Source organism: Pseudomonas sp. LAP_36, from assembly GCF_019456785.1.
GTDB lineage: Bacteria > Pseudomonadota > Gammaproteobacteria > Pseudomonadales > Pseudomonadaceae > Aquipseudomonas > Aquipseudomonas tritici.
This window is the reverse complement of the sequence record NZ_JAHZMS010000005.1, coordinates 141,943-168,913: the sequence shown is the minus strand read 5'-3', so window position 1 is coordinate 168,913 and position 26,971 is coordinate 141,943. Positions and strand designations below refer to the sequence as shown.

Sequence of the window (26,971 nt, the reverse complement as noted above, 5' to 3'; positions counted from 1 at the left end):
TTTCAGAGCACACCCGCTTTCTTCCAGCCCAGGTAACGTGTCACCAGAGCCGGTCCCAGTTCACACGGCAAGGTGTCCAATACGGATAGGCCTTGGGCGGCGAGGCGGTCATGCAATTCGTCGCGGGTATTCAGGTAGTCGATGGTGCCGCTGTAGGCCAAGGCTTCAGGCAAGGTTTGCACGGGCGCTTGGCGCAGTTGATCGAGTACCTCCTCGCGCAAACTGGCGACCAGCACCCTGTGCTGGCGGCTGATACGCTTGACTGCAGTCAGCAGTGCCTCATCGTCCTCATCGCGCAGGTTGGTCACCACGATCACCAACGCGCGCCGCTTTTGTCGAGCCAGCAAATCACTTGCCGCGGTCTGGTAATCGGCAGTCCGTCGGGTGGTATCGAGGTCGTACACGGCGTTGAGTAATAGGTTCAGCTGGCCGCTGCCCTTGACCGGTGCCAGGTAGCGTGGCTGTTCACCGGCAAAGGTGCACAGGCCCACCGCATCCCCCTGGCGCAAGGCAACGTAGCTGAGCAACAGGCAGGCATTGAGGGCGTGGTCAAAATGCGACAGCTCGTCATCCTGGCTACGCATGCGTCGTCCACAATCAAGCATGAACACGATCTGTTGGTCGCGCTCATCCTGATATTCGCGGGCGATGGGCGTGCGCTGTCGGGCGGTGGCCTTCCAATCGATCTGCCTTAGGCTGTCACCGTCGCGAAACTCGCGCAGTTGATGAAACTCCTGCCCCAATCCACGTCGTTGACGTTGACGTACACCCAGTTGGCTCAGCCAGTTGTCCACCCCCAGCAATTGCGCGCCGTACAGTCGGGCGAAATCCGGGTAGACGCGTGTGGCATCGCTCACTTCGATAATTCGCCGCGCCGACCACAGGCCCATCGGGCTGGGCAGCTGAATTTCACAGTGGCTGAAACTGAAATGCCCGCGCCGCAAAGGGCGAAGGCGATAACCCAGCTCACTGCTTTCACCGGGGCGCAGCGCTATGGACTGGGGCATGTTCTCGACACTCAATCCGTCGGGGACATGATCGAATACCTGCACCGTCAGTGGCTGTGGGAAGTCATGCTCCAAGGCCAGGCGTACTTCGCCCCACCTTCCGAGCGCCAGGCTGCCGGGCATCTGTCGTTGCACGCGGGGGGATGGGCGTCGACGCATACGCATCGCATCCAGCGTAGCCAGCAGCAACAGTGCAAGAAGCAACCCCCATGCGATTGAGTGCAAGGTGTCGGGCACCTTGAACTGCAACGCCGTTGCGGTGCCCAGCAATATGCCCAAGCCCAGCAATACGCCGAGCCAGTTCAGCAGCAGACGGGTCGGTTTCATGGGCGAGTCATTGCCGGGGCGCCGGAATCTGATCGAGCATTTGCTTGAGCACCTGGTCGACCTCCAGCCCGTCGATGTCCAACTCTGGCGCTATACGCACCCGATGACGCAGTACCGCCAAGGCGCATCCCTTGATGTCGTCCGGGGTGACGAATTCACCACCGCGCAACAGGGCGCGAGCACGCGCGCCACGCACCAGGGCGATGGAGGCCCGCGGCCCGGCGCCGATGGTCAGCCCCGGCCAACTACGGGTGGCGCGCGCCAGGCGCACGGCATAGTCGAGCACCTGTTCATCTAGGGCCAGTTCACTGGCAATCCGCTGCAGTTGCAGCACGTCCTCGGCCTGCAACACGGTGCGCAATGGGTGTACATCCAGCATGTCGGCCCGGGACGAGCGCGTGACTTCGCGCACCATGTCCAGCTCCTGCTGCGCGTCGGGATAATCCATGCGCACCTTGAGCATAAAACGATCCAGTTCCGCTTCCGGTAGGGGGTAGGTGCCTTCCTGTTCGATGGGGTTCTGGGTCGCCAGTACCATGAACGGTTGGCCGATAGGCAGCGCCTCGCCTTCAAGGGTGACTTGCCGTTCCTGCATGGCCTCAAGCAAGGCCGCCTGGGTCTTGGCCGGGGCGCGGTTGATTTCGTCGGCCAGCAACAAGTGGGTGAACACCGGGCCTTTGCGCAATTTGAATTGCTCGGTGTGCAGGTCATACACGGCGTGGCCGGTGACATCGCTGGGCATCAGGTCCGGGGTGAACTGGATACGCGCGAAATCGCCATCAAAGCAGCGTGCGAGGGCGCGTACCAGCAGGGTTTTGCCCAGCCCTGGCACCCCTTCGAGCAGCACGTGGCCGCCGGCGATCAGTGCGGTCAGGACATCGTCGATCACCTGGTCCTGGCCAATCACTGCCTTGCGCAATTCAGTGCGTAGAGCCTGGGCTTGCCCGCTGGCACGCTGCAAGGTTTCGCTGGTCAGGGCAGTGGCGCTTGGAATTTCGCTCATAGGGCATTCCTGAGGGTTTGCAGGCACGCCACCTGCCGGCTGAAATCGGCGCTGGAAAGCCGTTTTGCCGGAAGTGGGCCAAGGGCCTGGCTGATGACGTGAGAGGGTTGGTGCGTCAGGTGTTCAAGTACCCGCCACTGTTCTGCATTGTCGAGGTGTTCAAAACCGGTGTGACGACGCCGGGCGGCACGCAAGACATCGCGCTGCAGGGCACGCAGCAGCGTGCCTTGGCCACTGCGGCGCAGCAGGAAGTCGGCGCTGGCTTTCAGGTGTTCCTGCAACTGGCGGCGTGCGTTGGGTGGGGGAGACTGGATCGGGCCTTGACGCATCCCGGCCCGCCACAGTGCCAGGGCGACCAGGGCAATGAGTGCGACCAGGGCCTGGGGGAAGTACCGCACCAGCAGGGTAAACAAGTCGTCGAAGTCACTGTTGAACAGCAGGGTCACGGCTGTGCCCTGGGTCAGATACCACAGCAGCCAGGCATTGTCGTGCCTACCAATACTCGGGTTTTTCCATAGGTCACTGTCGGTGATCACCGTGACGCGGCCTCTCCCAAGGTCGAGTTGCATCAGGTGGCTCGACCTTGCGCTGTTGGCAGAAAATTGAGCCAGGTGCTTGGGGTCGGTAAGGTTGAAGTCCGTGTCGAAACTGAAATAAGCCGGTGCGGTTTCATTGTCGACGTAGAGTTTGGTCAGGTCCGGGGCTTTCTTTTTGAGAGGCTTCTTCTCGGTAGGCGCAAGCTCTTCAGGTTCATCACTCAAGGCCTGGTGGATATCCAGGCGATCGAGCAGCAGGTCGCCGCTTTTGCCAGTCTCTTCATCCCACAGCGCCTCGGCCACCAGTAACAGATGGCCGCCGGATTTGGCCCAAGCCAGCAGTTGCTCTACCTGGCGTGGTGACATGTTGCTGCGCTCGCCAAGCAATAACAGGCTGTGGCCCTTGGCGGGCAGCGTCGTCAACCGTTCCACGCTGTTGGCATGGTCCACGGCCAGGCCTTGTTGGCTCAGAAAGTGTTCTGCCGCCAGGTAGGGGTTCGCCAGGGCTTCTGGAGAAGGGCCGCGATCCACCACTTCGTCGTAGGGGATCGCCTTGCTCCACACGAAGTAACCACCCGCGCCAAGCAGGCACGCCAGCAATAATCCCACCCATATCAAAGGCCGGTTCATGAGGCGTTCCCCGAGCTGAACAGGGTGCGCCAATCACTGCAGAGTTTTTGCTGGGCTGAAAGGGGGGGAAGGTGATGGCCGTAGGCAAGGTTTTGCCAATGTCGGGTCAATTCGTCACTGAAGGCCAGCAGCTGCGGTTGTTGCAGCTGGTGCACGCGCGCCAGGACCTGGCCTTCTGTGTCAGCGCTTTTAAGCGGCAGATTGAAATCATGCAGCAGTCGGCTTAACAGGCCTCGGTACAGCAGGCCGAGGGCTTCCCTTGGTTGGGTGGCCCATAGGTGCTCGGCGGCGCTGGCAACGTCGTCGGGCAAGGTTTCGGTGCCCAGTTCGAGACCGAATAATTGTGTCGGCACGGGTTTCATGACGTTGGGCTTGCGCGGCCCGCGCCGGCTTACAAACGTGCTCAACCATTCGCGATAACGCCATGCCAGCATGATCAAGACGCCGATCAGCAGTCCCCATAACAGTACCTCCAAGCCCTGGGCGATGTGCTTGAAGGTATTGCTGTTGAGGTTGTTCAGCAGCGCCTTCAACCAGTCCGGGAGTTTACCGTCGCTGTGAGCCTTATTTTTAACAGGGGTCTTGTCTTCGCCAAAGCGATAGCGGGTTACGGTTTCCGGATTTTTGAAGGGAGGCTTATCCAGCAGCGACTTGATGGATTGGCTCGCGTCCTGGGTGTTCAGTGGCTTGGCGGGGTTGGAAGCATCGGCCATGGCGGGTGGGCTGAATGGCAGAAGCGTCAGCCCTATTATCAGTAATAATAGCGGCGCTACGCTGCTCAGGCGCTGACGAAGGCGTCGGAACGCCAGTTCCAGGTCCCAGGCCTCGAGTACGGTGCGGCGGTTAAGGTAAAGGCTGAAACCGCAGGCGACATAGATGGGCTCCCAAAACACCAGGATCAAGGCATAGAACGCGTTACTCAGGTGTTCCAGCCACAATTTTTCCGAGCTTGTCGCCAGTGCCAGACGTTGCCAGTCCCAATCCATCTCGACGTTCTGGGGAATGAACAGATAGAGCAGTGCCATGCAACCAAACCACAGGCCGATTTCCAGGTGCACCCCGATGGTTGTCAACCAACGTGCGGCTCCTGCGTTACGTTGCTGCAGCACGCCCAGGCGTTTTTGGCGTGCCGGGCCATTCAGGCCTTCGAGTTGACTCACCGGCATCACAAAGCTGCGGCTCAGGCTGAGTCGCCGCCAGGTCAGGCTGGCCAGCAGCTGGCCTTTCAGCAGTTTCGGCCACTCGTGCACGGCCTGCTTGATGCTGGGTGTTTCGCCAAACAAGGCCTTGGACAGGATGTAAAGCGGCAAACGGTCAAAGGCCGGTTTGAGCCACCAGAACACGAATAGTGCAGTAGACGGGTACTGCCACAGCAGTGCAGTCAGTAAGACGAACACTGGCAGGCTCACCAGCGCCCAACTGCCCATCAGTAGCAGGCGATATTCGCGGGCCATCAATACGCCAAGGTCCATGGCTTCCCAGGCAGTACGTGGGCGGATTACCACGCTTGCATCACTCAGGCGCATGGCGAGTCCTTCCGGCAAAGCCCAGGTAAGCCGCCACCAGCAGCCACAGAGCAGCGCCCACCAAGTATTTGACCCAAGGGGCGATGGCGGTGGTGGACGACCAATAAGCTTCGATAAAGGCAGCGATCAGCAGGAATATCATGACACCGCACAACATCTGCACGCTCTTGCGCGCTGCCCGCCGCAATGATTCGCCACGGGTCAATTGCCCGGGAGCGATCATCGCCCAGCCCAGTTGCAAGCCTGCGGCACCGGCGAGTGCGATTGCTGTCAGCTCGAATGCACCATGGCCTATGACGAATGACCAGAAGGTCTGCCCGTAGCCGATTTCAGTCAGGTGCCCGGAGACTGCACCGATGACCAGGCCGTTGAAAATCAGAAAGAACACACTGCCCAGCCCGAACAATAAACCGGCGGCGAACGTCTGGAACGCAATACCGGTGTTGTGCATCACGTAGTAGCCGAACATCATCCAGTCTTCGCTTGACGCACGCTCGGCGGCGCGGCCCAGGCGGCTGGCGTCGGGGTCATACATGCCCTGCATCTCGGCCACTTGCTGCGGGCTGACGACGCTATAAATCAAGTCGGGGAACAGGTAGACCAAGAGCGCGATACCTACCAGGCTGCCAAAAAACAGCAGGCTGGCGATCAGTACGAAACGCCATTGTTCCCGCACCAACCGAGGAAAATCGGCGAGTACGAACCCCAGCACATTTGCCGCCAATTGGCTGCGATGCCGGTAGAGCTGTTGGTGGCCGCGCAGGGCCAGTTGTTGCAACGGATCTACCAGATAGCTGCTGTAGCCGCGCGCCTGGGCCAGGGCCAGGTGTTGGCACAATCGTCGGTATTGATGGGGGAAGTCGGCCACGTCACTGGCTTTGGCCTTGCCTTGCTCCAACTGTTTCAGGTGTTCGGCAAAGGCTTGCCATTGAGGCTGGTAGCGGCTTTCGAAAAGGCTCTGTTTCATGTCGGCCCCAATAGGCCACGGGCCACACCATTGAGTTGCTCCACGGCGCGAGCCGGGGATACCTGCAAGGGCGCGGCGAGAATCGAGGCCAACTCATGAACGCGTTCGGTGGACAGTTCACCCTGACGTTCCGCGAAGCCAAGGATGGCCCGCTGTTCACTCAAATCCAGGGCGAAGGGCAGGCGCAAGGCCGCCGCTTGCGGGATTTGAGGGCGCACCAACGGCTGTTCCCGGTAGATCACCAGTGTGCCGGCGGCCAAGTCACCTAGGCGCTTGAAGTGAGGGTGTTGCAGGCAACTGATCGCGCCGAGAAAGTAGCCGAATGGCAGCATGTCGACAAACCGCAGCAGGTTACGGATCAGTGATGCGGACCAGCCAACCGGAGTGCCATCATCTTGGACGACACGCAGCCCCATGACCTGTTTGCCGGGTGAGCAGCCCTGGTTGAGTACTTCGAACAGCACCATGTACCACCAACTGATCAGGAACAGCAGCAGCGAACCCAGGCCGATGCCGACGTTGCCGAGCAAGGCCAATGGCACCAGCAGAATGCCCATGACGATCCCGCGCAAACCAAGGTCGAAGGCAAAGGCCAGCACGCGTGGCACCAGGCCGGCCGGGCGCAGGGGCAGATCGATGCCCTCCGGGGTTTCGATCTGGTAGCGGGTGTCCAATGGGGTTGACGGCATCGCGATCCTTGGCAGTGCGCAGAGGCTGGGAGACACGGATGCTAGCAGTGTCGGCGATGGAAGCAACCACTCAAGGTTTTACTGGATGTTTGTACAGTGCACTTGGTGCTGGTCGCGGACGCGGTTCAGCGCCTAGACTTTGTCGATCTTCAGTACAGGAATAGCCCGTGACCTCCATTTTCTGGTACGACTATGAAACCACCGGCATCAACCCGCGTAGCGATCGCCCACTCCAGGTAGCCGGCATCCGGACGGACTTTGAACTCAATGAGATTGGCGCGCCGGTCAATCTTTACTGCCGGCCCAGCGACGATATCCTGCCGCATCCCGTCGCCTGCGCGATTACCGGTATCACGCCCGCGATACTCGCGGAAAAAGGCCTGGCCGAGGCCGACTTCATGACGCGAGTGCATGCTGAACTGGCCGCGCCGGGTACTTGTGGCGCCGGCTACAACACCTTGCGATTTGACGATGAAATGACGCGCTACAGCCTGTACCGCAATTTTTTCGACCCTTACGCGCGGGAGTGGCAGGGCGGTAACAGTCGTTGGGATTTGATCGACGTGGTCCGCACGGCCTACGCCCTGCGCCCGGAAGGTATTGAATGGCCGCAACAGGATGGGCGTGTCACGCTCAAGCTGGAGCGCCTGACCGAAGCCAACGGTATCGACCATGGCCAGGCTCATGATGCGTTGTCCGATGTACGCGCCACGATTGCGTTGGCTCGACGGGTCCGTGAGAAGCAGCCCAAGCTGTATGAATGGTTGTTTCAACTGCGCAGCAAGCAACGGGTGATGGACCAGGTACGCTTGCTGCAACCGATGGTGCATATCTCCGGGCGGTTTTCCGCCGAGCGCCATTACCTGGGGGTGGTGCTGCCGCTGGCGTGGCACCCGCGCAATCGTAATGCATTGATCGTCTGCGATCTTGGGCTTGATCCACAAGGGTTGCTGGACCTTGATGCGGATGCCTTGCGCCAACGCCTTTATACCCGCCGTGACGATCTTGCCGAGGGTGAGCTGCCGGTACCGCTCAAGTTGGTACATATCAACCGCTGCCCGGTGGTTGCCCCGTTGAATGTGCTACGGGCTGAAGATCGTGAACGCTTGCACTTGGATATGAATATCTATCAGGAACGAGCGCTGCGGCTAGCTGACGCACAGGAACTTTGGCGCGATAAGTTGGCGATCATTTACGCCGAAGATGATTTCGTCCCGAGTTCAGACCCGGAGCAACAGCTTTATGATGGTTTTATCGGAGATCGTGATCGGCGCTTATGCGAACAAGTCCGGACGGCCGAGCCTGCGCAATTAGCTCGCCAGCAATGGCCTTTTGATGATCAGCGTTTGCCTGAATTATTGTTTCGCTACCGCGCGCGTAACTTCCCCGATACCTTGAACAATGAGGAGCAACAACGCTGGACACTTTTCTGTCAGCAACGTTTGTCTGACCCGCAGTGGGGCGCGCCGAATACCCTTGGGGCATTTAAGCAGGCTCGGCAAGAGTTTGCCGTTAGTGCAACGCCGTTTCAGGCCGAGGTACTGGAGCAGTGGCAGGAGTATGCGGACTCTCTGGCCGCCAAGGTAAACCTGTAGTCGACTTTGACAAAACAGGCAGGCAATAAAAAACGCCAGCAGGCTGGCGTTTTTAAGGTGTTGCGTATCAGGCGCAGGAGGCCTGGCGAAGCTTAGCCCAGCAGGGTAGCCCAGCCTTCAACCACGTCACCGCCCCACTTGGCTTTCCACTCTTTCAGGGTTTTGTGGTTGCCGCCTTTGGTTTCAATCACTTCACCGTTGTGCGGGTTTTTGTATTGCTTGACTTTGCGAGCGCGCTTGGTGCCAGTAGTTTTTACAGCGCCGCGCGGTGCTTTAACTTTCGAATCTGGATCCAGCAGCGCGATGATGTCACGCAGGGATTTGGAGTATTCACCCATCAGGGTGCGCAATTTGCCTTCGAATTCCAGCTCGGTTTGCAGTTTGTCGTCTTGGGACAGATTCTTCAAACGGGCTTGCAGCTCTTTGATAGCTTCTTCGGTGGCACGGTATTCGTTGATCAGAGACATGTGGACTACCTTATGTAGAGCGCTGATTGACAGGGATAGTGGCCCAATAATAGTCAGGCGGTTTCCCCAAGTAAACATTTAAGGTCGTATTTATGTGAATTACTTTGAATGTTTGTAGCATTGCTATGCATTCGAGTTAATTACTAGGGCGTGAACCTAAGACAATCTGCTTGAAATGCGAGGAACACCCATAGGGTAACGCAGTAGATTCATATAAAGGTGGTAAAACCATAGGCTATTAAGGGGCATGGTACGGGCCAGCGATCAGAATAAGCCTCAACGAATACTGCAGTTTTCTCGCGCAATGGCTAGAATGGCGGCCTTTGTGAAGTTCTGGAGTTTCCCCCTAATGCGCACTTTTCGGCTGGTGATTGCTTGCCCGGACCGGGTCGGCATCGTTGCCAAAGTCAGTAACTTTCTGGCCTCCCACAATGGTTGGATCACCGAAGCGAGTCATCACTCGGACGATCTCAGCGGTTGGTTCTTCATGCGTCACGAGATTCGTGCCGACTCGCTGCCTTTTGGTCTTGATGCCTTCCGCGAAGCGTTTGCGCCGATCGCCGAAGAGTTTTCGATGACTTGGCACATCACTGACACCGAGCAGAAAAAACGTGTGGTATTGATGGCCAGCCGCGAATCCCACTGCCTGGCTGATTTGCTGCACCGCTGGCACAGCGATGAGCTGGACTGCGAGATCGCTTGCGTGATTTCCAACCATGATGACCTGCGCAGCATGGTTGAATGGCATGGCATCCCGTATTACCACGTGCCTGTCAACCCGCAGGACAAGGAGCCGGCGTTCGCTGAAGTCTCGCGTCTGGTCAAGCAACATGAGGCCGACGTTGTGGTGCTGGCGCGCTACATGCAGATCCTGCCGCCGGAGCTCTGCCGCGAATACGCTGGCAAGGTGATCAACATCCACCACAGCTTCCTGCCGTCCTTCGTAGGGGCCAAGCCGTACCACCAGGCTTCCCTGCGCGGCGTGAAGTTGATCGGCGCGACCTGCCACTACGTCACCGAAGAGCTGGACGCCGGCCCGATCATCGAGCAGGACGTGGTGCGTGTCAGCCACAGCGACAGCATTGAAGACATGGTGCGTTTCGGCCGTGATGTCGAGAAGATGGTCCTGGCCCGTGGCCTGCGTTACCACTTGGAAGACCGCGTGCTGGTGCACGGCAACAAGACGGTCGTGTTCTGACCGACGTGCTGTGATTGAAGAATGAAGGGCCTGGGCGTTAAATCGCTCCAGGCCCTTTTTCGTTGTGCGTTGTTGAGGATTGAGTCATGAGTGACCCGCTGGACAAAGCCACGTCAAAAGCCCCGGCGACCCTGGGGGAAGGGTGTTTGAGTCGATATGACCCGGATGACCTCGACAGTGAGGACGGCACCGAATTTCCCGGTGCCGCCGAGTTGTGGGAGCAGGAGCAGGGTAAGCCCGAGCCCGAGGACGCGTAATCGCCCGCCTGGATCAGATGCGGAAACTGCCCACCAATTGCTTCAATCGTGACGCTTGCCGCTCAAGGTCGCCACAGGCGCGCAGCGTGGACTGCAGGTTTTCCACGCCCTCCTGATTGAGGGTGTTGATCTCGGTAATGTCCATGTTGATCGACTCCACCACCGAGGTTTGTTCTTCAGTGGCAGTGGCGACCGACTGGTTCATGCCATCGATCTCACCGATACGCTGGGTCACGCTGTTCAAGCGTTCACCGGCCAGGTTGGCGATGTCCACACTGTCGAGGCTGTGACGCTGGCTTTCACTCATGGTGCTGACCGAATCCCGGGCGCCGATTTGCAGTTCCTCAATCATCGTTTGCACTTGTTGCGCCGATTCCTGGGTGCGATGAGCCAGGTTGCGCACTTCGTCCGCGACCACCGCAAACCCACGTCCGGCTTCCCCTGCGCGGGCCGCTTCGATGGCGGCGTTCAGTGCCAGCAGGTTGGTTTGCTGGGAAATACTGGTGATCACCTCAAGAATCTGCCCGATATTCACCGTCTTGCTATTGAGCGCTTCGATGTTGCTGCTGGAGGCGCTGATCATCGCCGACAGTTGGTTCATCGCCTTGATATTGCGCTCCACCACTTGCTGGCCGTCTTCAGCCAAGTGTCGCGCGTCGCTGGCCTGGCTCGACGCTTGAGCAGCATTGCGCGCGATTTCCTGGGCGGCGGCGCCCAGTTCGTTGATGGCGGCCGCCACGCTATTGGTGCGATTGGCCTGTTCGTCGGAGTTGACCATCGACGAATTGGACGCGCTGACGACCCGCAGCGCCACCTCATTGACCTGTTCGGTGGCCGAAGACACTTCACGGATCGAGGTATGAATACGTTCCACAAACCGATTGAATGCGATACCCAGCGTGCCGAATTCATCATTGTTCTGGATGCTCAGGCGACGGGTCAGGTCGCCTTCGCCGTCGGCTATGTCCTGCATGGCGCGCGTCATCACATGCAAGGGTTGCAACAGCACGCGGATCAGCATGCCGAGCAGGGCGATGATGATCACCACGGCAATGATCGTAGCGATGACCGCGGAAGTGCGGAATTCGCTGAGCATGGCGAAGGATTTGTCTTTATCTACCGAGATGCCGAGGTACCAGTTCACCGAGGGCAGTCCCTTGATCGGTGTGAAGGTCACGATAGCGTCTTTGCCGTTGGCCTCGACTTCGCTGAAGTCTGCGCTGATCTTCGGGGTGTTTTTCGGGTACACGTCGGCGAGGGTCTTCATCACCAGGTTTTTGTCCGGGTGTACCAATACTTTGCCATCGGCACTGACCAGGAAGGCATAGCCCATGCCGCCAAAGTTCAGCGCGCCAATGTTATCCACCAGCGTTTGCAGGCTCAGGTCGCCACCGACCACGCCGATGCTCTGGGTGCCCTGGGTGCTGGGGGTGGCAACGGAAATGATCAATTTGCCGGTGGCGGCATCGATGTAGGGTTCGGTCAGGGTTGAACCGTTGCTGCTCTGGGCGCCTTTGTACCAAGGGCGCACACGCGGATCGAAGCCGTCCGGCATCTTGGCGTCGGGGCGGATGGTGAAGGCGCCCTTGCTGTCGCCGACGTAGGTTGCCATGAACGAAGAGGTCAGTGCTTTTTGTTCCAGCAGGCTGGCAACGGCGGCAGGCTCGGGGTTGATAGCGATGTTTTGCGCGGCGTTTTCAACCAGTGCAATGCGCCCGGTCAGCCAGGTTTGAATGTTGCTAGCGGTGACATCGCCCATTTCATGCAGGTAGTTGTTGAGGTCGTCACGAATCGCGTTGCGTTGCAGGTAATCGTTGTAGAGGGTAAACAGCGCGAAAGCGGCGATGACGATAAGGGAGGCTGCAAGCAGGATTTTATGGCTGAAGCGCAGATTTTTATTCATGGCTTGTAGGGTCCGCTATGGTCTTAATATCCGAGGCGCGTCCTCGTGGGATACGCAAAATGGTAGCGTCAAAAAAGGTGTAATAATTCGGGTGATAGCTCTGTGGGTCACTGTAGGAACTATCCGACCTGTTTTAGACTTTGTGGGTCTCACATAGGCCTGTATCGACCTGGCGACACTAAAGATTAACCATGGGTGACGAAATGCCTGATTCCACGCAACTCCTTATCGGTGCTGACCTTTCTGGCCAGCCTATCGCCCAGGCCATGCGCCTGGCCAACCGTCACGGGTTGATCGCCGGCGCCACCGGCACGGGCAAGACCGTCACGTTGCAACGTCTGGCTGAAGCCTTCAGTGATGCAGGCGTGGCAGTGTTTGCTGCCGACATCAAGGGTGACCTGTGCGGCCTCGGCGCCGCGGCGAACCCCCAAGGCAAGGTCGCCGAGCGCATCGCCGGCATGCCTTTCCTGAACTACACGGCCAAGGCTTATCCGGTCACGCTGTGGGACATCCACGGGCAGTCTGGCCATCCGTTGCGCACCACCATCAGCGAAATGGGGCCGTTGTTGCTCGGTAGCCTGCTGGAACTTACCGACAGCCAGCAGTCGGCGCTCTATGCCGCCTTCAAGGTGGCGGATCGCGAAGGCCTGTTGCTTCTGGACCTCAAAGACCTCAAAGCACTGCTTAACCATCTGCGCTATCACCCGCAATTGCTGGGCGAAGACGCAGCGCTGATGACCACGGGTTCCAGCCAGGCATTGTTACGACGCCTGGCGGTGTTGGAACAGCAGGGCGCCGAAGCCTTGTTTGGCGAGCCGGCCTTGCAATTGGAAGATATCCTGCAGCCCACCAGCGACGGGCGCGGGCGCATCCACCTGCTGGACGCCAGCCGCCTGGTGCACGAAGCGCCGAAGGTATACGCGACGTTCCTGCTGTGGCTGTTGGCGGAATTGTTCGAGCAACTGCCCGAGCGCGGTGACGCCGACAAACCGCTGCTCGCACTGTTTTTTGACGAAGCGCATTTGCTGTTCGCCGACACGCCCAAGGCGTTGCAAGAGCGTTTGGAGCAGGTGGTGCGGCTGATTCGTTCGAAAGGCGTTGGCGTGTATTTTGTCACCCAGTCGCCAGGCGACCTGCCGGACAGCGTACTGGCCCAACTCGGCCTGCGCATCCAGCATGGCCTGCGGGCGTTTACCACTAAAGAACAGAAATCTTTGCGCGCCGTAGCGGACGGCTTCCGGCCAAACCCGGCCTTCGACGCGTTGTCGGTATTGACCGAACTGGGCACGGGTGAGGCTTTGGTGGGCACCTTGCAGGAAAAGGGCACGCCGGAGGTGGTCCAGCGCGTACTGGTCGCACCGCCACAATCACGGATCGGGCCGCTCAGCGAAGCCGAGCGCGCTGCCTTGGTCGCCAGTTCGCCATTGCAGGGCCGGTATGACAAACCGATCGATCGGGAATCCGCTTATGAAGTGCTTATGTCACGCAAGGAGCTTGGGCCGACCGAAGAGGCCAAGCCAGCCACCGATGAGCCAAGCTTTACCGACAGGGCCGGGGCGTTTCTCGGCACGACGGCGGGCAAGGCGCTGAAGTCAGCGATGCAGCAAGCCGCCAATCAGATGGGCCGGCAACTGGTGCGTGGTTTGTTGGGGTCGTTATTGGGCGGGAGCAAGCGCAAATAGCGAATCAGGGTTTGGGCTTGGCATGGGCAGCCAACCGCTCAAGCGCCGCGCGCAAGCCGGGGTCGCTGATGCCGTCGGCCGTTGCCTGAATGGTTTCGGCCGCATTTGTCGAGAGGTCCAGGGTATGACCCGCCACGCCGGGTAGGGGGGTGGGCGGTTGTACTTTGAATTGGATGCGCGTCAAACCAGCAAACTCATCAAAGGTCATCAATTGACGCTGCAGGCGTTTTTGCTGATAACGCAAACGCGTTGCCCAGTGGCCATCTGTGACAATAAGCAGCAGGTTCCCCTCACGCCACGACGCCACGCGGCAGTGTTCGCGCGCGGCGGGTTGCAGCTGGCTTTCGAGAAGGCGTTGCAGATGGCCCAAGCGTTGTGCATGGCCAAAGATAGCTTTCAACGGCTTGGCTTCGCGCAGCAACACGGCAGGCGCGCGGGCTGTTAGTGGGCGAAATGCCATTATTGGACACCTTAAGTAACAGAGCGGCCATCTTAGCAGAAAGCGCCTGTATGCCCTCAGGCCATGCCTCCATGGGGTTTTGTGCGTGAAATCAATCAGTAACTTCTTCGCTCCATGGGTTGAAGTTCCAGCAAAAGCCCTTATTTTAAACAAGCCCTCTCACAGCGCCGCACCAGCATCGGGGAACAACGCCACTTTCCTCACCCACGAATCCGGGTAGAATGCGCGTTCGCATGCGGCCGTGAGGGCTGCTCGGGCCACTCACGGTGCGCCCTCCATCCCTATGTGTGGAAGAACCTGCCGATATGTTTGCGCCTTTGTTAAAGAAACTTTTTGGAAGCAAGAATGAGCGCGAAGTCAAACGCATGCTCAAGACGGTGCAGCTGGTCAATGCCTTCGAAGAGCAGATGGTTGCCCTTTCGGACGAGCAATTGCGCGCCAAGACCGAAGAGTTCAAGGCCCGCATAGCCAAAGGTGAAACCCTCGACAAGCTGCTTCCCGAAGCCTTTGCGGTCGCCCGCGAAGCCGGCAAGCGTGTCATGGGCATGCGCCACTTCGACGTCCAGTTGATCGGGGGCATGACCTTGCATGAAGGCATGATTGCCGAAATGCGTACCGGTGAAGGCAAGACCCTGGTGGCAACCCTGGGCGTTTACCTCAACGCACTGTCCGGCAAGGGCGTGCACGTTGTGACGGTGAACGACTACCTGGCTCGCCGGGACGCCAACTGGATGCGCCCGCTCTATGAATTCCTTGGCCTGACCGTCGGCGTGGTAACGCCGTTCCAGCCGCCGGAAGAGAAGCGCGCCGCCTACGCTGCCGACATCACCTACGGCACCAACAACGAATTCGGTTTCGACTACCTGCGCGACAACATGGCGTTCAGCATGGAAGAAAAATTCCAGCGCGAACTCAACTTTGCCGTGATCGACGAAGTCGACTCCATCCTGATCGACGAAGCCCGTACCCCACTGATCATCTCCGGCCAGGCCGAAGACAGCTCGCGCCTGTACACCGAGATCAACAAGTTGATCCCGCGTCTGGAGCAGCACATCGAAGAAGTGGAAGGCGTAGTGACCAAAGAAGGTCACTTCACCATCGATGAGAAGACCCGCCAGGTCGAACTCAACGAAGCCGGTCACCAGTTCGTCGAAGACATGCTCACCCAGATCGGCCTGCTGGCCGAAGGCGAAAGCCTGTACTCGGCGCACAACCTGGGCCTGTTGACCCACGTGTATGCCGGTCTGCGCGCGCACAAACTGTTCCATCGCAACGTTGAATACATCGTGCAGGACGGCCAGGTCGTTCTGGTTGACGAACACACCGGTCGTACCATGCCGGGTCGTCGTCTGTCCGAAGGCCTGCACCAGGCCATCGAAGCCAAGGAAGTGCTCAACATCCAGGCTGAAAGCCAGACGTTGGCCTCAACCACGTTCCAGAACTACTTCCGTCTGTACAACAAACTGTCCGGCATGACCGGTACGGCTGACACTGAAGCGTTCGAATTCCACCAGATCTATGGCCTGTCGGTCGTCGTTATCCCGCCGAACAAGCCGCTGGCGCGTAAAGACTTCAACGACCTGGTGTTCCTGACTGCCGAAGAGAAATACGCGGCAATCATCAACGACATCAAGGATGGCATGGCCCAGGGTCGTCCGATCCTGGTGGGTACCGCCACCATCGAAACTTCCGAGCACGTGTCCAACCTGCTCAACAAGGAAGGTATCGAGCACAAGGTCCTCAACGCCAAGTTCCACGAAAAAGAAGCCGAGATCATCGCCCAGGCCGGTCGCCCAGGCGCGCTGACCATCGCCACCAACATGGCCGGTCGTGGTACCGACATCCTGTTGGGCGGTAACTGGGAAGTGGAAGTGGCTTCGCTGGAAGACCCGACTCCAGAGCAGATCGCACAGATCAAGGCGGATTGGCAGAAACGCCACCAGGCCGTGCTGGAGTCCGGTGGCTTGCAGGTAATCGCCTCCGAGCGTCACGAATCGCGCCGTATCGACAACCAGTTGCGTGGTCGTGCTGGTCGTCAGGGTGACGCCGGTTCCAGCCGCTTCTACCTGTCGCTGGAAGACAGCCTGATGCGCATCTTCGCCTCGGACCGCGTGAAGAACTTCATGAAGGCCCTGGGCATGCAGTCCGGTGAAGCGATTGAGCACCGCATGGTGACCAATGCCATCGAGAAGGCACAGCGCAAGGTTGAAGGGCGTAACTTCGATATTCGTAAGCAACTGCTCGAGTTCGATGACGTCAACAACGAGCAGCGTAAAGTGATCTATCACATGCGTAACACGTTGCTGGCCGCCGACAACATTGGCGAGACCATTGCTGACTTCCGTCAGGACGTGCTCAATGCCACCGTCAGCGCTCACATCCCGCCACAATCCCTGCCAGAGCAGTGGGATGTTGCCGGCCTGGAAGCCGCGTTGAAGAACGACTTCGGTGTCGAGTTGCCGGTTCAGCAGTGGTTGGACGAAGACGATCACCTCTACGAAGAGACCCTGCGCGAGAAGCTCATGACCGAGCTGCTGGCTGCGTACAACGAGAAAGAAGAGCAGGCGAGTGCCGAAGCACTGCGCACGTTCGAGAAGCAAATCGTGCTGCGCGTGCTGGACGACCTGTGGAAAGACCACCTGTCGACCATGGACCACCTGCGTCACGGCATCCACCTGCGTGGCTACGCCCAGAAGAACCCGAAGCAGGAGTACAAGCGCGAGTCGTTCACGTTGTTCTCCGAACTGCTGGATTCGATCAAGCGCGATTCGATCCGCGTGCTGTCCCACGTTCAGGTGCGTCGCGAAGACCCGATCGAGGAAGAAGCCCGCCTGCGCCAGGAGGCCGAGGCACTGGCGGCACGCATGCAGTTCCAGCATGACGAGGCGCCAGGTCTGGAAGCCCCTGAAGTACTGGGCGAAGAGATTGATGTGGCGCTGGCTCAAACCCCGGTTCGCAACGACCAGAAGCTGGGTCGCAACGAGCTGTGCTATTGCGGTTCGGGCAAGAAGTTCAAACACTGCCACGGCCAGATCGAATAAGATTTCCGCCTGACGCTGCAACACCCTGCGCCGCGACCGGCCTCTGCCGTCGCGGCGTTTTGCCATTAATTTCGCCGTCGATCATGACGGTACAGACATCACCCATTTTTAAGGAGCGCATTCATGGCTGTTGGTCTTGGTCCTTTGCCCACATTGCACCCGGTTGCCGGTTTTGAACTGGGTATCGCTTCGGCCGGCATCAAGCGCCCGGGGCGCAAGGATGTGGTGGTGATGCGTTGCGCCGAAGGCTCGACCGTCGCCGGGGTATTCACCCTCAATGCGTTCTGTGCCGCGCCGGTGATCCTGGCCAAGCAACGCGTGGCTGGAACCATCCGTTACTTGCTGACCAACACCGGCAATGCCAACGCCGGCACCGGCGAGCCGGGCCTGGTGGCCGCCGCGCGCACCTGCGCCAAGCTGGCCCAATTGACCGGCGTCGACGCCAGCCAAGTGCTGCCGTACTCCACTGGCGTAATCGGTGAGCCGCTGCCCGTGGAAAAAATCGAAGGCGCACTGCAAGCCGCACTCGATGACCTGTCTGTGGATAACTGGGCGGCAGCGGCTACCGGCATCATGACCACCGACACCCTGCCAAAAGGCGCGAGCCGCCAGTTCGTGCACGACGGCGTGACCGTCACCGTGACGGGCATCAGCAAGGGCGCGGGCATGATCCGCCCGAACATGGCCACCATGCTCGGTTACATCGCCACCGACGCCAAAGTCTCTCGCGATGTGCTGCACAGCTTGATCCTGGACGGCGCCAACAAGTCGTTCAACCGCATCACCATCGATGGCGATACCTCGACCAACGACTGCTGCATGCTGATCGCCACCGGCCAAGCCAACCTGCCGGAAATCACCGAGGCCAGCGGCCCGCTGTTCGCGGCGTTGAAGCAGGCCGTGTTCGAAGTGTGCATGGACGTGGCCCAGGCCATCGTGCGTGACGGCGAGGGCGCGACCAAGTTTGTGACGGTTGAAGTCAACGGCGGCGGCAACCACCAGGAATGCCTGGATGTCGGTTACACCGTGGCTCACTCGCCACTGATCAAGACCGCATTGTTCGCCTCTGACCCTAACTGGGGCCGTATCCTGGCGGCAGTCGGCCGTGCTGGCGTGCCAGACCTGGACGTGAGCAAGATCGACGTGTTCCTCGGTGATGTGTGCATTGCCAGCCGTGGCGCCCGCGCCGAGACCTACACCGAAGCCCAAGGCTCGGCGGTGATGCAGCAGGAAGAAATCACCATCCGCATCGAGCTGGGTCGCGGCGAGTGCAGCGAAACCATCTGGACCACCGACCTGTCCCACGAATACGTGAAGATCAACGCGGAATACCGTACCTGATCGCAGAGAGGAAAAGCGCGGTGAAACGAGTGCATGTAGCAGCAGCGGTAATCCGCGGTGTCGACGGCAGGATCCTGCTCGCGCGCCGCGCCGATACCCAGCATCAGGGCGGCCTCTGGGAGTTTCCCGGTGGCAAGGTGGAGGCTGATGAATCGGTCGCCAGTGCGCTGACCCGCGAATTGCAGGAAGAGCTGGGCATCCAGGTCACCACGGCGCGGCCGCTGATCAAGGTGCAGCATGATTACCCGGACAAGCAGGTGTTGCTGGATGTCTGGGAAGTCTCGGCCTTTACCGGCGAACCTCACGGCGCCGAAGGGCAGCCGCTGGAATGGGTTGCCCCTCGGGATCTGCTCAACTATGAGTTCCCGGCAGCCAATGCTCCGATTGTGGCGGCTGCGCGTTTGCCTGCTGAATACCTGATCACCCCTGGCGAGCTGGAAACCCCGACACTGTTGCGCGGTATCCAGCAAGCCATCGCCGGCGGCATCAAGCTGGTTCAACTGCGCGCACCCAACGGCTACGACCCCAAATACCGCGATCTTGCGGTGGATGCGGTGGGTTTGTGTGCGGGCAAGGCCCAGCTGATGCTCAAGGGACCGTTTGAATGGTTGGGGGACTTTCCTGCAGCCGGCTGGCACATGACGGCGGCGCAACTGCGTAAATACGCGAGCAAGGGCCGCCCACTGCCGAAGGATCGCTGGCTGGCGGCTTCGTGCCACAACGCTGAAGAGCTGGCGTTGGCGCAAATGATGGACGTGGATTTTGTCACGCTGTCGCCAGTGCAGCCGACGCAGACTCATCCTGATGCACAGCCGTTGGGTTGGGAGCAGGCGGCTGAGTTGATCAGCGGGTTCAGCAAACCGGTATTTCTGTTGGGTGGGGTTGGGCCTGCTGAGCGGGAAAAAGCTTGGGAGGCTGGGGCTCAAGGTGTCGCTGGGATCAGGGCGTTTTGGCCGGAAGTTTGATGGGGTTCTGACGGGCCTCTTCGCGAGCAAGCCCGCTCCCACAGTTGACCGGGTTCCACCTTTGGAATGCAGTCAAATGTGGGAGCGGGCTTGCTCGCGAAGGCGTCAGGTCAGACGCCTCATAATTAATGAGGCTTGGCCGCGGCCTGCCACAACACCTCAGCAACACCCTGACGCTTGGCAATCACCCGCGCCGCCACAAACAACAAATCCGATAGCCGATTGATATACGCCAACCCAACCCCTTCCAACGGCTCTACCGCATTCAGGTGCTGACACCGCCGCTCCGCACTGCGCGCCAGGCTGCGGCATACATGGGCCTGGGCGATCAGCGCTGAGCCACCGGGCAGGATGAAGTTCTCCAGCGGCCCCACGTCCTCATTCCAGCGATCAATCGCAGCTTCCAGCCGGTCCACTTCCGCTGCATTCAACGCCTTGTACTCCGGCATCGCCAACTCGCCCCCCAGATCGAACAACCGATGCTGGCAAGGGCTCAGCACCTCGATCACGTCTTGCAGGCCCGGATGCTGTCCGCCCAGTCCTTCGAGATAGGCCAACAGCAACCCGAGCTGACTGTTGAGCGAGTCGACTTCGCCAATCGCCTCTATGCGCGGGTGGTCCTTGGGGACGCGGCGGCCGTCGCCGAGGCCGGTTTCGCCTTTGTCGCCGGTACGGGTGTAGATCTTCGACAGGCGAAAGCCCATGGTCAGTGCTCCAGTTGGTTCAATTCGTAGGGGGCAGTTGGCTGCCGGCCAAGGGTAGGCGCAGGGTGAAGCAGGTGCCTTGGCCGAGGGTGGAGTGCACCTCCATCTGGCCCTTGTGGTTGTTGGTGATGATGAAATACGACACCGACAGCCCAAGCCCGGTGCCCTGGCCGATTTCCTTGGTGGTAAAGAACGGTTCGAAGGTGCGCTTACGCACGTTCTCGCTCATGCCGATGCCGTTGTCTTCCACCTGGATCTCTGCCCACGGCGGGTTGAGGCGGGTACGCAGGATAATGCGACCCGGCTCGCTACCGTCTGCACGCAGGTGGATGGCCTGGGCGGCATTTTTCAGCAGGTTGAGCAGCACCTGTTCCAACTCGTTGGCGGTGCCCGGAACCGGGCCCAGTTGGGGGTCGAACTGGCGGGTGATCGCCTGGCCCTTGAAGTCAAAGCCGATGGCCAGGTCGAAGTCGTTACCGGCGATTTCCACGGCTTGGTCGATCAGCGCCGGCAAATCGCAAGGCGCCATTTGCCGGTTGCTACGGCGGCTGAAACTGAGCATATGGGTGACGATCTTCGCCGCCCGCGCTCCGGCCTGCTGAATACCATCGAGCAGCTGCGGCACTTCGCGGCCTTCGAGATAGCGGTTGACCGTATCCAGTTCGATGCCAGCCTGTTCAGCGTGCTCCAGGTTCTTGGGCAGGTCGGGAGACAAGCGGCGGCGGATGTTCTGCACGTTATGCAGGATCGCCCCCAGCGGGTTGTTGATCTCATGGGCCATACCAGCGGCCAGGCCACCCACAGACAGCATTTTTTCCGACTGCACCATCATTTCTTCCAGGGACAGGCGCTGGGTGATGTCATCGATACGGATCACCACGCCACGCCCGGCACCGCCCATCAGCGGGTAGAAGGTCAAGGCGTAATGCTTGGGTTCATCGTCCTTGAACCAGGTGACGCGCTCGATGCGCTCCACGGTGTGCTGTTCGACGGCTGCCCTGATCTGCGGCAGGTACGGTTTGAGCGGCTGGAAGGCCAGGTAGATCGGCTGGTTCAGGGCTTCATCCAGGCGCGTACCGGAGAGGGCGCTGGCCTCCTGGTTCCATTGGGTGACGTAGAGCTGTTCATCCAGGGCGATCAGCGCCGAGGGCATCGAGTCGATGATGCTGTTCAGATAGTTCTGAAACCCGGTGAGCTTTTTCTCGATCTTGCTGCGAACCTGAACTTCCAGTTCGAGCTTGCGATTGGTGTGGCGCGTTTCTTCGGCCAGGCCCTGGGCTTGGTCGTAGGCGGCCTGGGAGTCGTCCCGCGCACGCTTGAGTTGCTGCTCGCGCGCTTCGATACGCGACAGCATGGTGTTGAAGGCTTCGGCCAGGCTGCCGATTTCATCGTGATTGCCACGGCCGGCACGCAGGGCGTAGTTCTCTTCGCGGGTGACTTGGCGCGAGAGTTCTTCCAGTTCATGGATCGGCCGGGTGATCAGGCGTTTGATCTGGCGGGCAATGACCAGCCACAGCAGCACGCTAAAAATCAGGATACCCAGGCTGGCCGTGAGCGTGCCGGTATAGAACGCCACCGGCAACTCACTGCTGGCCACCAGCAACAGATGCCCGGACGGCTGGCCCGCACGGGGCAGGGTGATGATCTGGTTGCTGCGAAACTCGGTGACACGCCAGGCTTCGATATGCCGGTAGTGGTCCGGCAGGTGCAGACGGTCGCCGTGTTGCATCTGCGCCAAGAGGTTACCAGCACCGTCGTACAGGGCGGCGGCACGCAGGGGGGAATAGCTGGTCAGCTCATTGAGCAAGGCGTCAGCTTTCGCGGGCGACTCAAGGGCCTCGGCGGCGAGCGCGGGGTTGGACACCAGGCGGCCAATGGCCTGCAACGCCTGGGGCGCCATGCTTTCCTGGGAGATCCAGTAGGCGGCGCTGATAAAAGTCAGGTTGGCCACCAGCAAGACGGTGGTCAGCAGCACCAGCAGGGCGGCCAGCAGTTTCTGCCCGACCGGTAGGTTTTCAAGACGCTGGCGCAGCGGCATCAGGGTTTTCCCAGGTAATAGACAGACGGGCAGGGTAGCGCGTGGCTCAGTCGCGGGGCAATCCGCGTGCAAGTAACTGCTCGACCAGGCGTACTTGCAGCTGTTGCAAATGCGGCAGGCTCAACTGATGACGGGTGGCCGCCTGGCAAGCATAGCCCAATAGATAGCTGATTTCGGTGCGTCGGCCGGCAGCCACGTCCTGGAACATGGAGGAGTAATTGGCGGCCGTGGCGTGGATTACCCTTTCTACTTCGTGCTGCAGGTCCTGCGCCGCAGCGGGTTGGCCGCAGCATTCCAGCAGTTCACCCAGTTCGGCGCAAAGGGTGGCGACTTCGCAGTGATGGGCTTGCAGTTCCCCATTGCGGCACTGGTACAGCACCGTCAGTGGGTTGATCGCACAATTGAGTGCCAATTTGCGCCACAGCCGCGTGAGGATATCGGTGCTCCAATCGTGGGGGATGCCGGCAGCGTTCAAATCATCGAGCCAAAGTGGCGGGGTAGGGTGGCTTACATCGCCCAGCCAAGTGTAGCCATGGCCGGCGAACACCACGCGCCAGTCGCCATCGCGAAATGCGCCTTCGGTGCTGGAGGCAAAGATGCAGCGAGCCTGGGGCAGTTGCGCGGCCACTGCGTCTTGGCTGCCAAGGCCGTTCTGCAACAGGATCAGCTCGGCATCGGGTGTCAGCCGATGTTGCAACTGTGCGACAGCGTCTTGGGCGTCGTAGGCTTTGCATGCCACTAGCAGGCGGTGAATCGGTTCGGGGCTGTCGGGTATTTCGCCGATCACCGGGTAGGTGTGTTCGACGCCCTGTTCTACCAGGGTCAGCCCCTTGGCAGCCTGATAACTGGCCAGGCGTGCCTCGTCGCGCAGGATCAACCTTACGGGCACGCCCGCGCGCGCCAGGCGAGTGGCCCAGAGTGTGCCCAGGCTGCCAGCGCCGAGAATATGCCAGGTGGTCGACATCAGTTTGTGCTCCGTAGGGTCGCTCACAGTGAACGGGGCGAAAGAACCGCTATAATGCTCCGGCATTTTAGCTCGGGCGCGCCCCATCTCTACTGAGCCCGCCCCTTATATTGGAGAAATGACATGCCTTCGTTCGACGTGGTATCCGAACTGGACAAACACGAAGTCACCAACGCCGTCGAGAACGCCGTCAAGGAGCTGGATCGCCGCTATGACTTGAAAGGCAAGGGCAGCTTCGAATTCAAGGAAAAGGAACTGACCGTCAACCTGACCGCTGAAGCCGATTTCCAGCTGGAAGCGATGATCGAAATCCTCAAGCTGTCGCTGGTCAAGCGCAAGATCGATGCGCAATGCCTTGAAATCAAGGACGCCTACGCCTCCGGCAAGTTGATGAAGCAGGAAGCCGTGCTCAAGGAAGGCATCGATAAGGAGCTGGCGAAGAAGATCGTGGCCCACGTCAAGGACGCCAAGCTGAAAGTCCAGGCCGCCATCCAGGGTGAGCAGGTGCGTATCACTGGCAAGAAGCGTGACGACCTCCAAGAGGCCATTGCGGCCTTGCGTGCCAATACGTTCGATATGCCGCTGCAGTTCAATAACTTCCGCGACTGATGGCACATTGGGGAACCAGCGGGCGTTTTTGACGTCCCACGCCCCATAAACCTACGCCTGCTCTTGAGCCCTACGGGGCTCAATTGCATTGGTGGCCACCGAATACGCCGAACATCCGGTAACCAGGAGAATGTAGATGGATTTGAACGCTGAAATGGATCACTTGATCAAGACCTCACAGTCGTGGATCCCGATGATCATGGAATACGGCAGCCGGGTATTGCTCGCTGTCATCACCCTGGCCATTGGTTGGTGGCTGATCAACGTATTTACCCACCGAGTGGGACGTTTGCTGGCCATCCGTAACGCGGACCTGGCACTGCAGCACTTCGTCACCAGCCTGGCGAACATTGCGCTCAAAGTCATGCTGATTGTCAGCGTGGCCTCAATGATCGGCGTGGCGACCACCTCGTTCGTTGCTGCGATCGGTGCCGCTACCCTGGCCATCGGCCTGGCGTTGCAAGGCAGCCTGGCCAACTTTGCCGGCGGCGTATTGATTCTGTTGTTCCGTCCGTTCCGTATTGGTGACTGGATCGAAGCTCAGGGCACCTCGGGTACCGTCGACAGCATCCAGATCTTCCACACTGTGCTGCGTACCGGCGACAACAAGACGGTAATCGTACCTAACGGCATCCTGTCCAACGGCATCATTACCAATACCAATCGCCAGCCGACTCGCAAGGTGGTGTTTGACGTAGGTGTGGACTATGACGCTGACCTGCAGAAAGCCCGCGAAGTGCTGCTGGAACTGGCGAAGGATCCGCGCGTGCTGGCGGACCCGGAAGCTGTGGCCGTGGTTTCAACCCTGGGTGACAGCTCAATCACTGTGTCCTTGCGCTGCTGGACGAAGACGTCGGATTACTGGGATGTGATGTTCCTGTTCAATGAACTGGCACGTGACCGTTTGAAAGCGGCGGGGATTGATATTCCGTTTCCGCAGCGCGTTATTCGTGTAATGCAGGAAACCGCCGCTAAGTAATGTCGAGCAATAACCGTGGACTTGGCCATTAGGTCAGGTTCAAGGTGCTGGTGTTAATCTAGTTAGTTAGCTTGCTAGTTATTCTGGCGCTGAAACATTACAGCCATAAAAAAGCCGCTCCTTTGTTAACAAGGGAGCGGCTTTTTTTGTTTAAGGCCGAAGCCTTAAGTCATCGTTGTAATCAAACCGTCAATTACAAGATGTTCAGCGGGTATTGCGCGATCAGACGCAGTTCGTCGATCGAAGGCGAACCGTAGTAAACGCCATCACCGGAACGGTAGGTCGCTTGACGCAGACGCAGGCTCAGGTCTTTAGCCGGGCCATTCTGAATCACGTACTTGGCTTCGATGTCGCGTTCCCACTCTTTACCGTTCGAGGTGGTGGCGGTGTTTGCGCCGCTACCGGTCACGTAACGAGTCATGAAGCTCAGGCCAGGAATGCCAAAGGTTGCCATGTTGATGTCATAACGAGCCTGGTAGGACTTCTCGCCTTCGGCGTTGAAGTCGGAACGGGCGATGGAGTTGGCCAGGAACACTGTGCCGCCACCGTCTACGCCATAGCCGTAGTCGCCGTCACCGGTAACTTTCTGGGCTGCCAGAGTGAAGGTATGTGCACCAATGGTGTAGGCACCCTGCAAGCTGAACGCGCGGTTGTCGAGCTTAGTGCGCTCTGCGAAAGGCAGGGCACTGTCTTTGGAAGCACGTTGCAGGCCTTCACCTTCGCTCTTGGTGTCGTAGATGTTGAAGTCCAAGGCAAACGACTGATCGTCGCTCAGCGCGTGGGTCCAGTTCAGGTTGCTGTAGTACTTACGGAAGTAATCTTCGGTCTTCGCGTAGTACAGGCTACCGGTGAACTCTGGAGTGAAGGAGTACACACCACCGACAAAGTCGGTTTTGGTCAGGCCCAGGCTGTCATGGTAAGTCTGGTTCTGCGCAACGCTGGAGGTGAAGTGACCGCCTTCCAGCTTCAGGCCCTTGATCTCGCTGCTGGTGATCGAGATACCTTGTGGCAGCTCTGGCAGCAAGCGGCTGTCGTCAGAGGCGAACACAGGTGCTGTGGTGTACTGGTCACCGATTTTCAGGACCGTATCAGAGATACGGAACTTAACGGCGCCACCGCCTTTGGAGTAATCGTCTTGCGAGCGACCGTCGGAACCGGTTGGGAACAGACCGGTACCAGCGCGACCCTTGCCGCTGTCAAGCTTGACACCCAGCAGGCCAATCACGTCAACACCGACACCGATGGTGCCTTGGGTGAAGCCCGACTGGTACAGGGCGTTGAAGCCAAGACCGGACTCTTCGGCACGGCTCTGAGAGCCCGGGCCCGACGGGTTGTTACGGAAGTCGCGACTGAAGTACAGAGCGCGGGTATTAATGCTGAAAGTGCTGTCTTCAACAAAGCCTTTGGAATCGCTTTGGGCGGACGCCATTGCGAACTGCGTAGTGCCTGCTGAAACAGCCAGGGCGATCATGCTCCACTTCATCACGCGCATCGTGATTTGCTCCTTTGGTTTTAGGAAGAGTACTGCCGTCCCACCTGTATTTTTGTCTGGGCGGCTCTTTCTTTTTGTGTCGGCGCAAAGTTATATCACGCTGACATTGTTGGCGATACTTGCCCCACTTTCCTTTCAGCTTCTTTACGAGCTGGTCGTAAATTGCTAGATCCATGTCGCAATTTCACAGCCTCACTGTAACGAGACTGACAACTTCAATGCTGTTTCCAAACCATTAAAAGAGCGTAGAAAACGTACTTTAAAGTTTGAAATCTTCCCTGGTGCACATTGAACCGCTGTTGTTTTTCATCGCGAAACACCTGGGTCCCTTTAGGTGCCGTTGCCGACGATAGAGGTATGAATGCAACAAGCGCGCCCAAACCGTAAACCGAATGTCATTTTTTCGTGAAAAACGTTGCAGCTTCGTGAAAACCGCATAAGCACGGGGTTTTTAAGCCGATTGGTTTGAGCGTGATGCCCATGCTCCTTAGCTGTCCGCGGGTGCATAAATCCTCAACCTTGCAAAAACGTTACCCGTTCACCCCATTCAGTGGGTAGACGGAGGCTCGCTTTGAGGCATGAGTGGGTCAT

Annotated in this window: 22 protein-coding genes and 1 pseudogene; 9 read left to right on the top strand and 14 right to left on the bottom strand. The window is 59.1% G+C overall.

Translation table 11 applies throughout. The annotated features are described in order from the left end of the window. Positions 1-2: 2 nt before the first annotated feature. From JBO08_RS17915 to JBO08_RS17890, 6 genes are read right to left on the bottom strand one after another with little or no spacing between them, the layout of a single operon-like run. On the bottom strand, positions 3-1,334 hold the full coding sequence (locus JBO08_RS17915) for a DUF58 domain-containing protein (protein ID WP_065880981.1): 1,332 nt from the start codon (positions 1,332-1,334) through the stop codon (positions 3-5). Between the two features lie 7 nt (positions 1,335-1,341). Further along, positions 1,342-2,337, bottom strand: coding sequence for a MoxR family ATPase (locus JBO08_RS17910; protein ID WP_065880982.1), 996 nt, complete (start codon positions 2,335-2,337; stop codon positions 1,342-1,344). Beyond that, positions 2,334-3,503 carry a DUF4350 domain-containing protein gene (locus JBO08_RS17905; RefSeq protein WP_065873612.1) on the bottom strand — a complete coding sequence of 390 codons (1,170 nt, stop codon included), beginning with the start codon at positions 3,501-3,503 and terminating at the stop codon, positions 2,334-2,336. The genes JBO08_RS17910 and JBO08_RS17905 overlap by 4 nt, the downstream gene beginning before the upstream one ends. Continuing rightward, positions 3,500-5,029: a DUF4129 domain-containing protein gene (locus JBO08_RS17900; RefSeq protein WP_220074384.1), complete on the bottom strand. Its 1,530-nt coding sequence runs from the start codon at positions 5,027-5,029 to the stop codon at positions 3,500-3,502. Before JBO08_RS17900 ends, JBO08_RS17905 begins: the two co-directional genes overlap by 4 nt. After that, positions 5,016-5,996: a stage II sporulation protein M gene (locus JBO08_RS17895; protein ID WP_065873639.1), complete on the bottom strand. Its 981-nt coding sequence runs from the start codon at positions 5,994-5,996 to the stop codon at positions 5,016-5,018. The genes JBO08_RS17900 and JBO08_RS17895 overlap by 14 nt, the downstream gene beginning before the upstream one ends. Next, positions 5,993-6,685 (bottom strand): RDD family protein, encoded by a 693-nt coding sequence (locus tag JBO08_RS17890; protein WP_065873610.1) that lies wholly within the window; start codon positions 6,683-6,685, stop codon positions 5,993-5,995. The genes JBO08_RS17895 and JBO08_RS17890 overlap by 4 nt, the downstream gene beginning before the upstream one ends. Before the next feature lie 167 nt (positions 6,686-6,852). On the opposite strand from JBO08_RS17890, the gene sbcB reads away from it, so the two are divergent. Continuing rightward, positions 6,853-8,280: an exodeoxyribonuclease I gene (sbcB, locus tag JBO08_RS17885; RefSeq protein WP_220074383.1), complete on the top strand. Its 1,428-nt coding sequence runs from the start codon at positions 6,853-6,855 to the stop codon at positions 8,278-8,280. A 92-nt stretch (positions 8,281-8,372) separates the two neighbouring features. Here the strand turns inward: sbcB and mvaT are convergent, their stop codons facing one another. Then, on the bottom strand, positions 8,373-8,747 hold the full coding sequence (gene mvaT, locus JBO08_RS17880; RefSeq protein ID WP_008432352.1) for a histone-like nucleoid-structuring protein MvaT: 375 nt from the start codon (positions 8,745-8,747) through the stop codon (positions 8,373-8,375). 349 nt (positions 8,748-9,096) lie between these two features. Here mvaT and purU point away from each other — a divergent pair, with 349 nt between their 5' ends. Continuing rightward, positions 9,097-9,945, top strand: a complete 849-nt coding sequence (gene purU / locus JBO08_RS17875; RefSeq protein ID WP_065873608.1) for a formyltetrahydrofolate deformylase — start codon at positions 9,097-9,099, stop codon at positions 9,943-9,945. An 86-nt stretch (positions 9,946-10,031) separates the two neighbouring features. Beyond that, positions 10,032-10,202 carry a hypothetical protein gene (locus JBO08_RS17870; protein ID WP_175403015.1) on the top strand — a complete coding sequence of 57 codons (171 nt, stop codon included), beginning with the start codon at positions 10,032-10,034 and terminating at the stop codon, positions 10,200-10,202. Between the two features lie 13 nt (positions 10,203-10,215). On the opposite strand, the gene JBO08_RS28490 is transcribed toward JBO08_RS17870, so the two are convergent. Further along, positions 10,216-10,980: a methyl-accepting chemotaxis protein gene (locus JBO08_RS28490; protein ID WP_371905447.1), complete on the bottom strand. Its 765-nt coding sequence runs from the start codon at positions 10,978-10,980 to the stop codon at positions 10,216-10,218. A gap of 93 nt (positions 10,981-11,073) precedes the next feature. After that, positions 11,074-12,105, bottom strand: a pseudogene (locus JBO08_RS28485) (cache domain-containing protein); the annotation flags it as partial. A gap of 203 nt (positions 12,106-12,308) precedes the next feature. Between JBO08_RS28485 and JBO08_RS17860 the strand changes: the two are divergent. Beyond that, on the top strand, positions 12,309-13,787 hold the full coding sequence (locus JBO08_RS17860; protein WP_065873638.1) for a helicase HerA-like domain-containing protein: 1,479 nt from the start codon (positions 12,309-12,311) through the stop codon (positions 13,785-13,787). Between the two features lie 4 nt (positions 13,788-13,791). Here JBO08_RS17860 and JBO08_RS17855 read toward each other — a convergent pair whose 3' ends face one another. Then, positions 13,792-14,247: a DUF721 domain-containing protein gene (locus JBO08_RS17855; RefSeq protein WP_065873606.1), complete on the bottom strand. Its 456-nt coding sequence runs from the start codon at positions 14,245-14,247 to the stop codon at positions 13,792-13,794. Between the two features lie 305 nt (positions 14,248-14,552). Between JBO08_RS17855 and secA the strand changes: the two genes are divergently transcribed. The 3 genes from secA (at position 14,553) to JBO08_RS17840 (ending at position 19,594) form a co-directional block, all read left to right on the top strand. After that, positions 14,553-17,288, top strand: coding sequence for a preprotein translocase subunit SecA (gene secA, locus JBO08_RS17850; protein WP_065873605.1), 2,736 nt, complete (start codon positions 14,553-14,555; stop codon positions 17,286-17,288). Between the two features lie 123 nt (positions 17,289-17,411). Beyond that, positions 17,412-18,629: a bifunctional glutamate N-acetyltransferase/amino-acid acetyltransferase ArgJ gene (gene argJ, locus JBO08_RS17845; RefSeq protein ID WP_065889944.1), complete on the top strand. Its 1,218-nt coding sequence runs from the start codon at positions 17,412-17,414 to the stop codon at positions 18,627-18,629. A gap of 20 nt (positions 18,630-18,649) precedes the next feature. Further along, complete coding sequence (locus tag JBO08_RS17840; RefSeq protein ID WP_220074382.1) at positions 18,650-19,594, top strand: Nudix family hydrolase; 945 nt, start codon at positions 18,650-18,652, stop codon at positions 19,592-19,594. A 125-nt stretch (positions 19,595-19,719) separates the two neighbouring features. On the opposite strand, the gene JBO08_RS17835 is transcribed toward JBO08_RS17840, so the two are convergent. The 3 genes from JBO08_RS17835 to JBO08_RS17825 are packed head-to-tail and all read right to left on the bottom strand — an operon-like array spanning position 19,720 to position 23,300. Beyond that, entirely contained in the window at positions 19,720-20,298 is a 579-nt protein-coding gene (locus JBO08_RS17835; RefSeq protein WP_065873602.1) for a cob(I)yrinic acid a,c-diamide adenosyltransferase, read from the bottom strand. Positions 20,299-20,317: 19 nt separating this feature from the next. Next, entirely contained in the window at positions 20,318-22,336 is a 2,019-nt protein-coding gene (locus tag JBO08_RS17830) for an ATP-binding protein (RefSeq protein ID WP_065880993.1), read from the bottom strand. Between the two features lie 46 nt (positions 22,337-22,382). Continuing rightward, complete coding sequence (locus JBO08_RS17825) at positions 22,383-23,300, bottom strand: putative 2-dehydropantoate 2-reductase (protein WP_065880995.1); 918 nt, start codon at positions 23,298-23,300, stop codon at positions 22,383-22,385. 123 nt (positions 23,301-23,423) lie between these two features. Here JBO08_RS17825 and JBO08_RS17820 point away from each other — a divergent pair, with 123 nt between their 5' ends. Beyond that, positions 23,424-23,909, top strand: a complete 486-nt coding sequence (locus JBO08_RS17820; protein ID WP_220074381.1) for a YajQ family cyclic di-GMP-binding protein — start codon at positions 23,424-23,426, stop codon at positions 23,907-23,909. A 136-nt stretch (positions 23,910-24,045) separates the two neighbouring features. Beyond that, positions 24,046-24,888 carry a mechanosensitive ion channel family protein gene (locus JBO08_RS17815; protein ID WP_049711744.1) on the top strand — a complete coding sequence of 281 codons (843 nt, stop codon included), beginning with the start codon at positions 24,046-24,048 and terminating at the stop codon, positions 24,886-24,888. Between the two features lie 193 nt (positions 24,889-25,081). Here the strand turns inward: JBO08_RS17815 and JBO08_RS17810 are convergent, their stop codons facing one another. Further along, positions 25,082-26,380 (bottom strand): OprD family porin, encoded by a 1,299-nt coding sequence (locus JBO08_RS17810; protein ID WP_065873599.1) that lies wholly within the window; start codon positions 26,378-26,380, stop codon positions 25,082-25,084. Between the last annotated feature and the right edge of the window lie 591 nt (positions 26,381-26,971).

What these genes read in the sequence shown, in the direction of transcription:
- JBO08_RS17915 (WP_065880981.1), bottom strand. Translation starts at nt 1,334, where the DNA reads ATGAAACCGACCCGTCTGCTGCTGAACTGGCTCGGCGTATTGCTGGGC.
- JBO08_RS17910 (WP_065880982.1), bottom strand. Translation starts at nt 2,337, where the DNA reads ATGAGCGAAATTCCAAGCGCCACTGCCCTGACCAGCGAAACCTTGCAG.
- JBO08_RS17905 (WP_065873612.1), bottom strand. Translation starts at nt 3,503, where the DNA reads ATGAACCGGCCTTTGATATGGGTGGGATTATTGCTGGCGTGCCTGCTT.
- JBO08_RS17900 (WP_220074384.1), bottom strand. Translation starts at nt 5,029, where the DNA reads ATGCGCCTGAGTGATGCAAGCGTGGTAATCCGCCCACGTACTGCCTGG.
- JBO08_RS17895 (WP_065873639.1), bottom strand. Translation starts at nt 5,996, where the DNA reads ATGAAACAGAGCCTTTTCGAAAGCCGCTACCAGCCTCAATGGCAAGCC.
- JBO08_RS17890 (WP_065873610.1), bottom strand. Translation starts at nt 6,685, where the DNA reads ATGCCGTCAACCCCATTGGACACCCGCTACCAGATCGAAACCCCGGAG.
- mvaT (WP_008432352.1), bottom strand. Translation starts at nt 8,747, where the DNA reads ATGTCTCTGATCAACGAATACCGTGCCACCGAAGAAGCTATCAAAGAG.
- purU (WP_065873608.1), top strand. Translation starts at nt 9,097, where the DNA reads ATGCGCACTTTTCGGCTGGTGATTGCTTGCCCGGACCGGGTCGGCATC.
- JBO08_RS17870 (WP_175403015.1), top strand. Translation starts at nt 10,032, where the DNA reads ATGAGTGACCCGCTGGACAAAGCCACGTCAAAAGCCCCGGCGACCCTG.
- JBO08_RS28490 (WP_371905447.1), bottom strand. Translation starts at nt 10,980, where the DNA reads ATGGTCAACTCCGACGAACAGGCCAATCGCACCAATAGCGTGGCGGCC.
- JBO08_RS17860 (WP_065873638.1), top strand. Translation starts at nt 12,309, where the DNA reads ATGCCTGATTCCACGCAACTCCTTATCGGTGCTGACCTTTCTGGCCAG.
- JBO08_RS17855 (WP_065873606.1), bottom strand. Translation starts at nt 14,247, where the DNA reads ATGGCATTTCGCCCACTAACAGCCCGCGCGCCTGCCGTGTTGCTGCGC.
- secA (WP_065873605.1), top strand. Translation starts at nt 14,553, where the DNA reads ATGTTTGCGCCTTTGTTAAAGAAACTTTTTGGAAGCAAGAATGAGCGC.
- argJ (WP_065889944.1), top strand. Translation starts at nt 17,412, where the DNA reads ATGGCTGTTGGTCTTGGTCCTTTGCCCACATTGCACCCGGTTGCCGGT.
- JBO08_RS17835 (WP_065873602.1), bottom strand. Translation starts at nt 20,298, where the DNA reads ATGGGCTTTCGCCTGTCGAAGATCTACACCCGTACCGGCGACAAAGGC.
- JBO08_RS17830 (WP_065880993.1), bottom strand. Translation starts at nt 22,336, where the DNA reads ATGCCGCTGCGCCAGCGTCTTGAAAACCTACCGGTCGGGCAGAAACTG.
- JBO08_RS17825 (WP_065880995.1), bottom strand. Translation starts at nt 23,300, where the DNA reads ATGTCGACCACCTGGCATATTCTCGGCGCTGGCAGCCTGGGCACACTC.
- JBO08_RS17820 (WP_220074381.1), top strand. Translation starts at nt 23,424, where the DNA reads ATGCCTTCGTTCGACGTGGTATCCGAACTGGACAAACACGAAGTCACC.
- JBO08_RS17815 (WP_049711744.1), top strand. Translation starts at nt 24,046, where the DNA reads ATGGATTTGAACGCTGAAATGGATCACTTGATCAAGACCTCACAGTCG.
- JBO08_RS17810 (WP_065873599.1), bottom strand. Translation starts at nt 26,380, where the DNA reads ATGCGCGTGATGAAGTGGAGCATGATCGCCCTGGCTGTTTCAGCAGGC.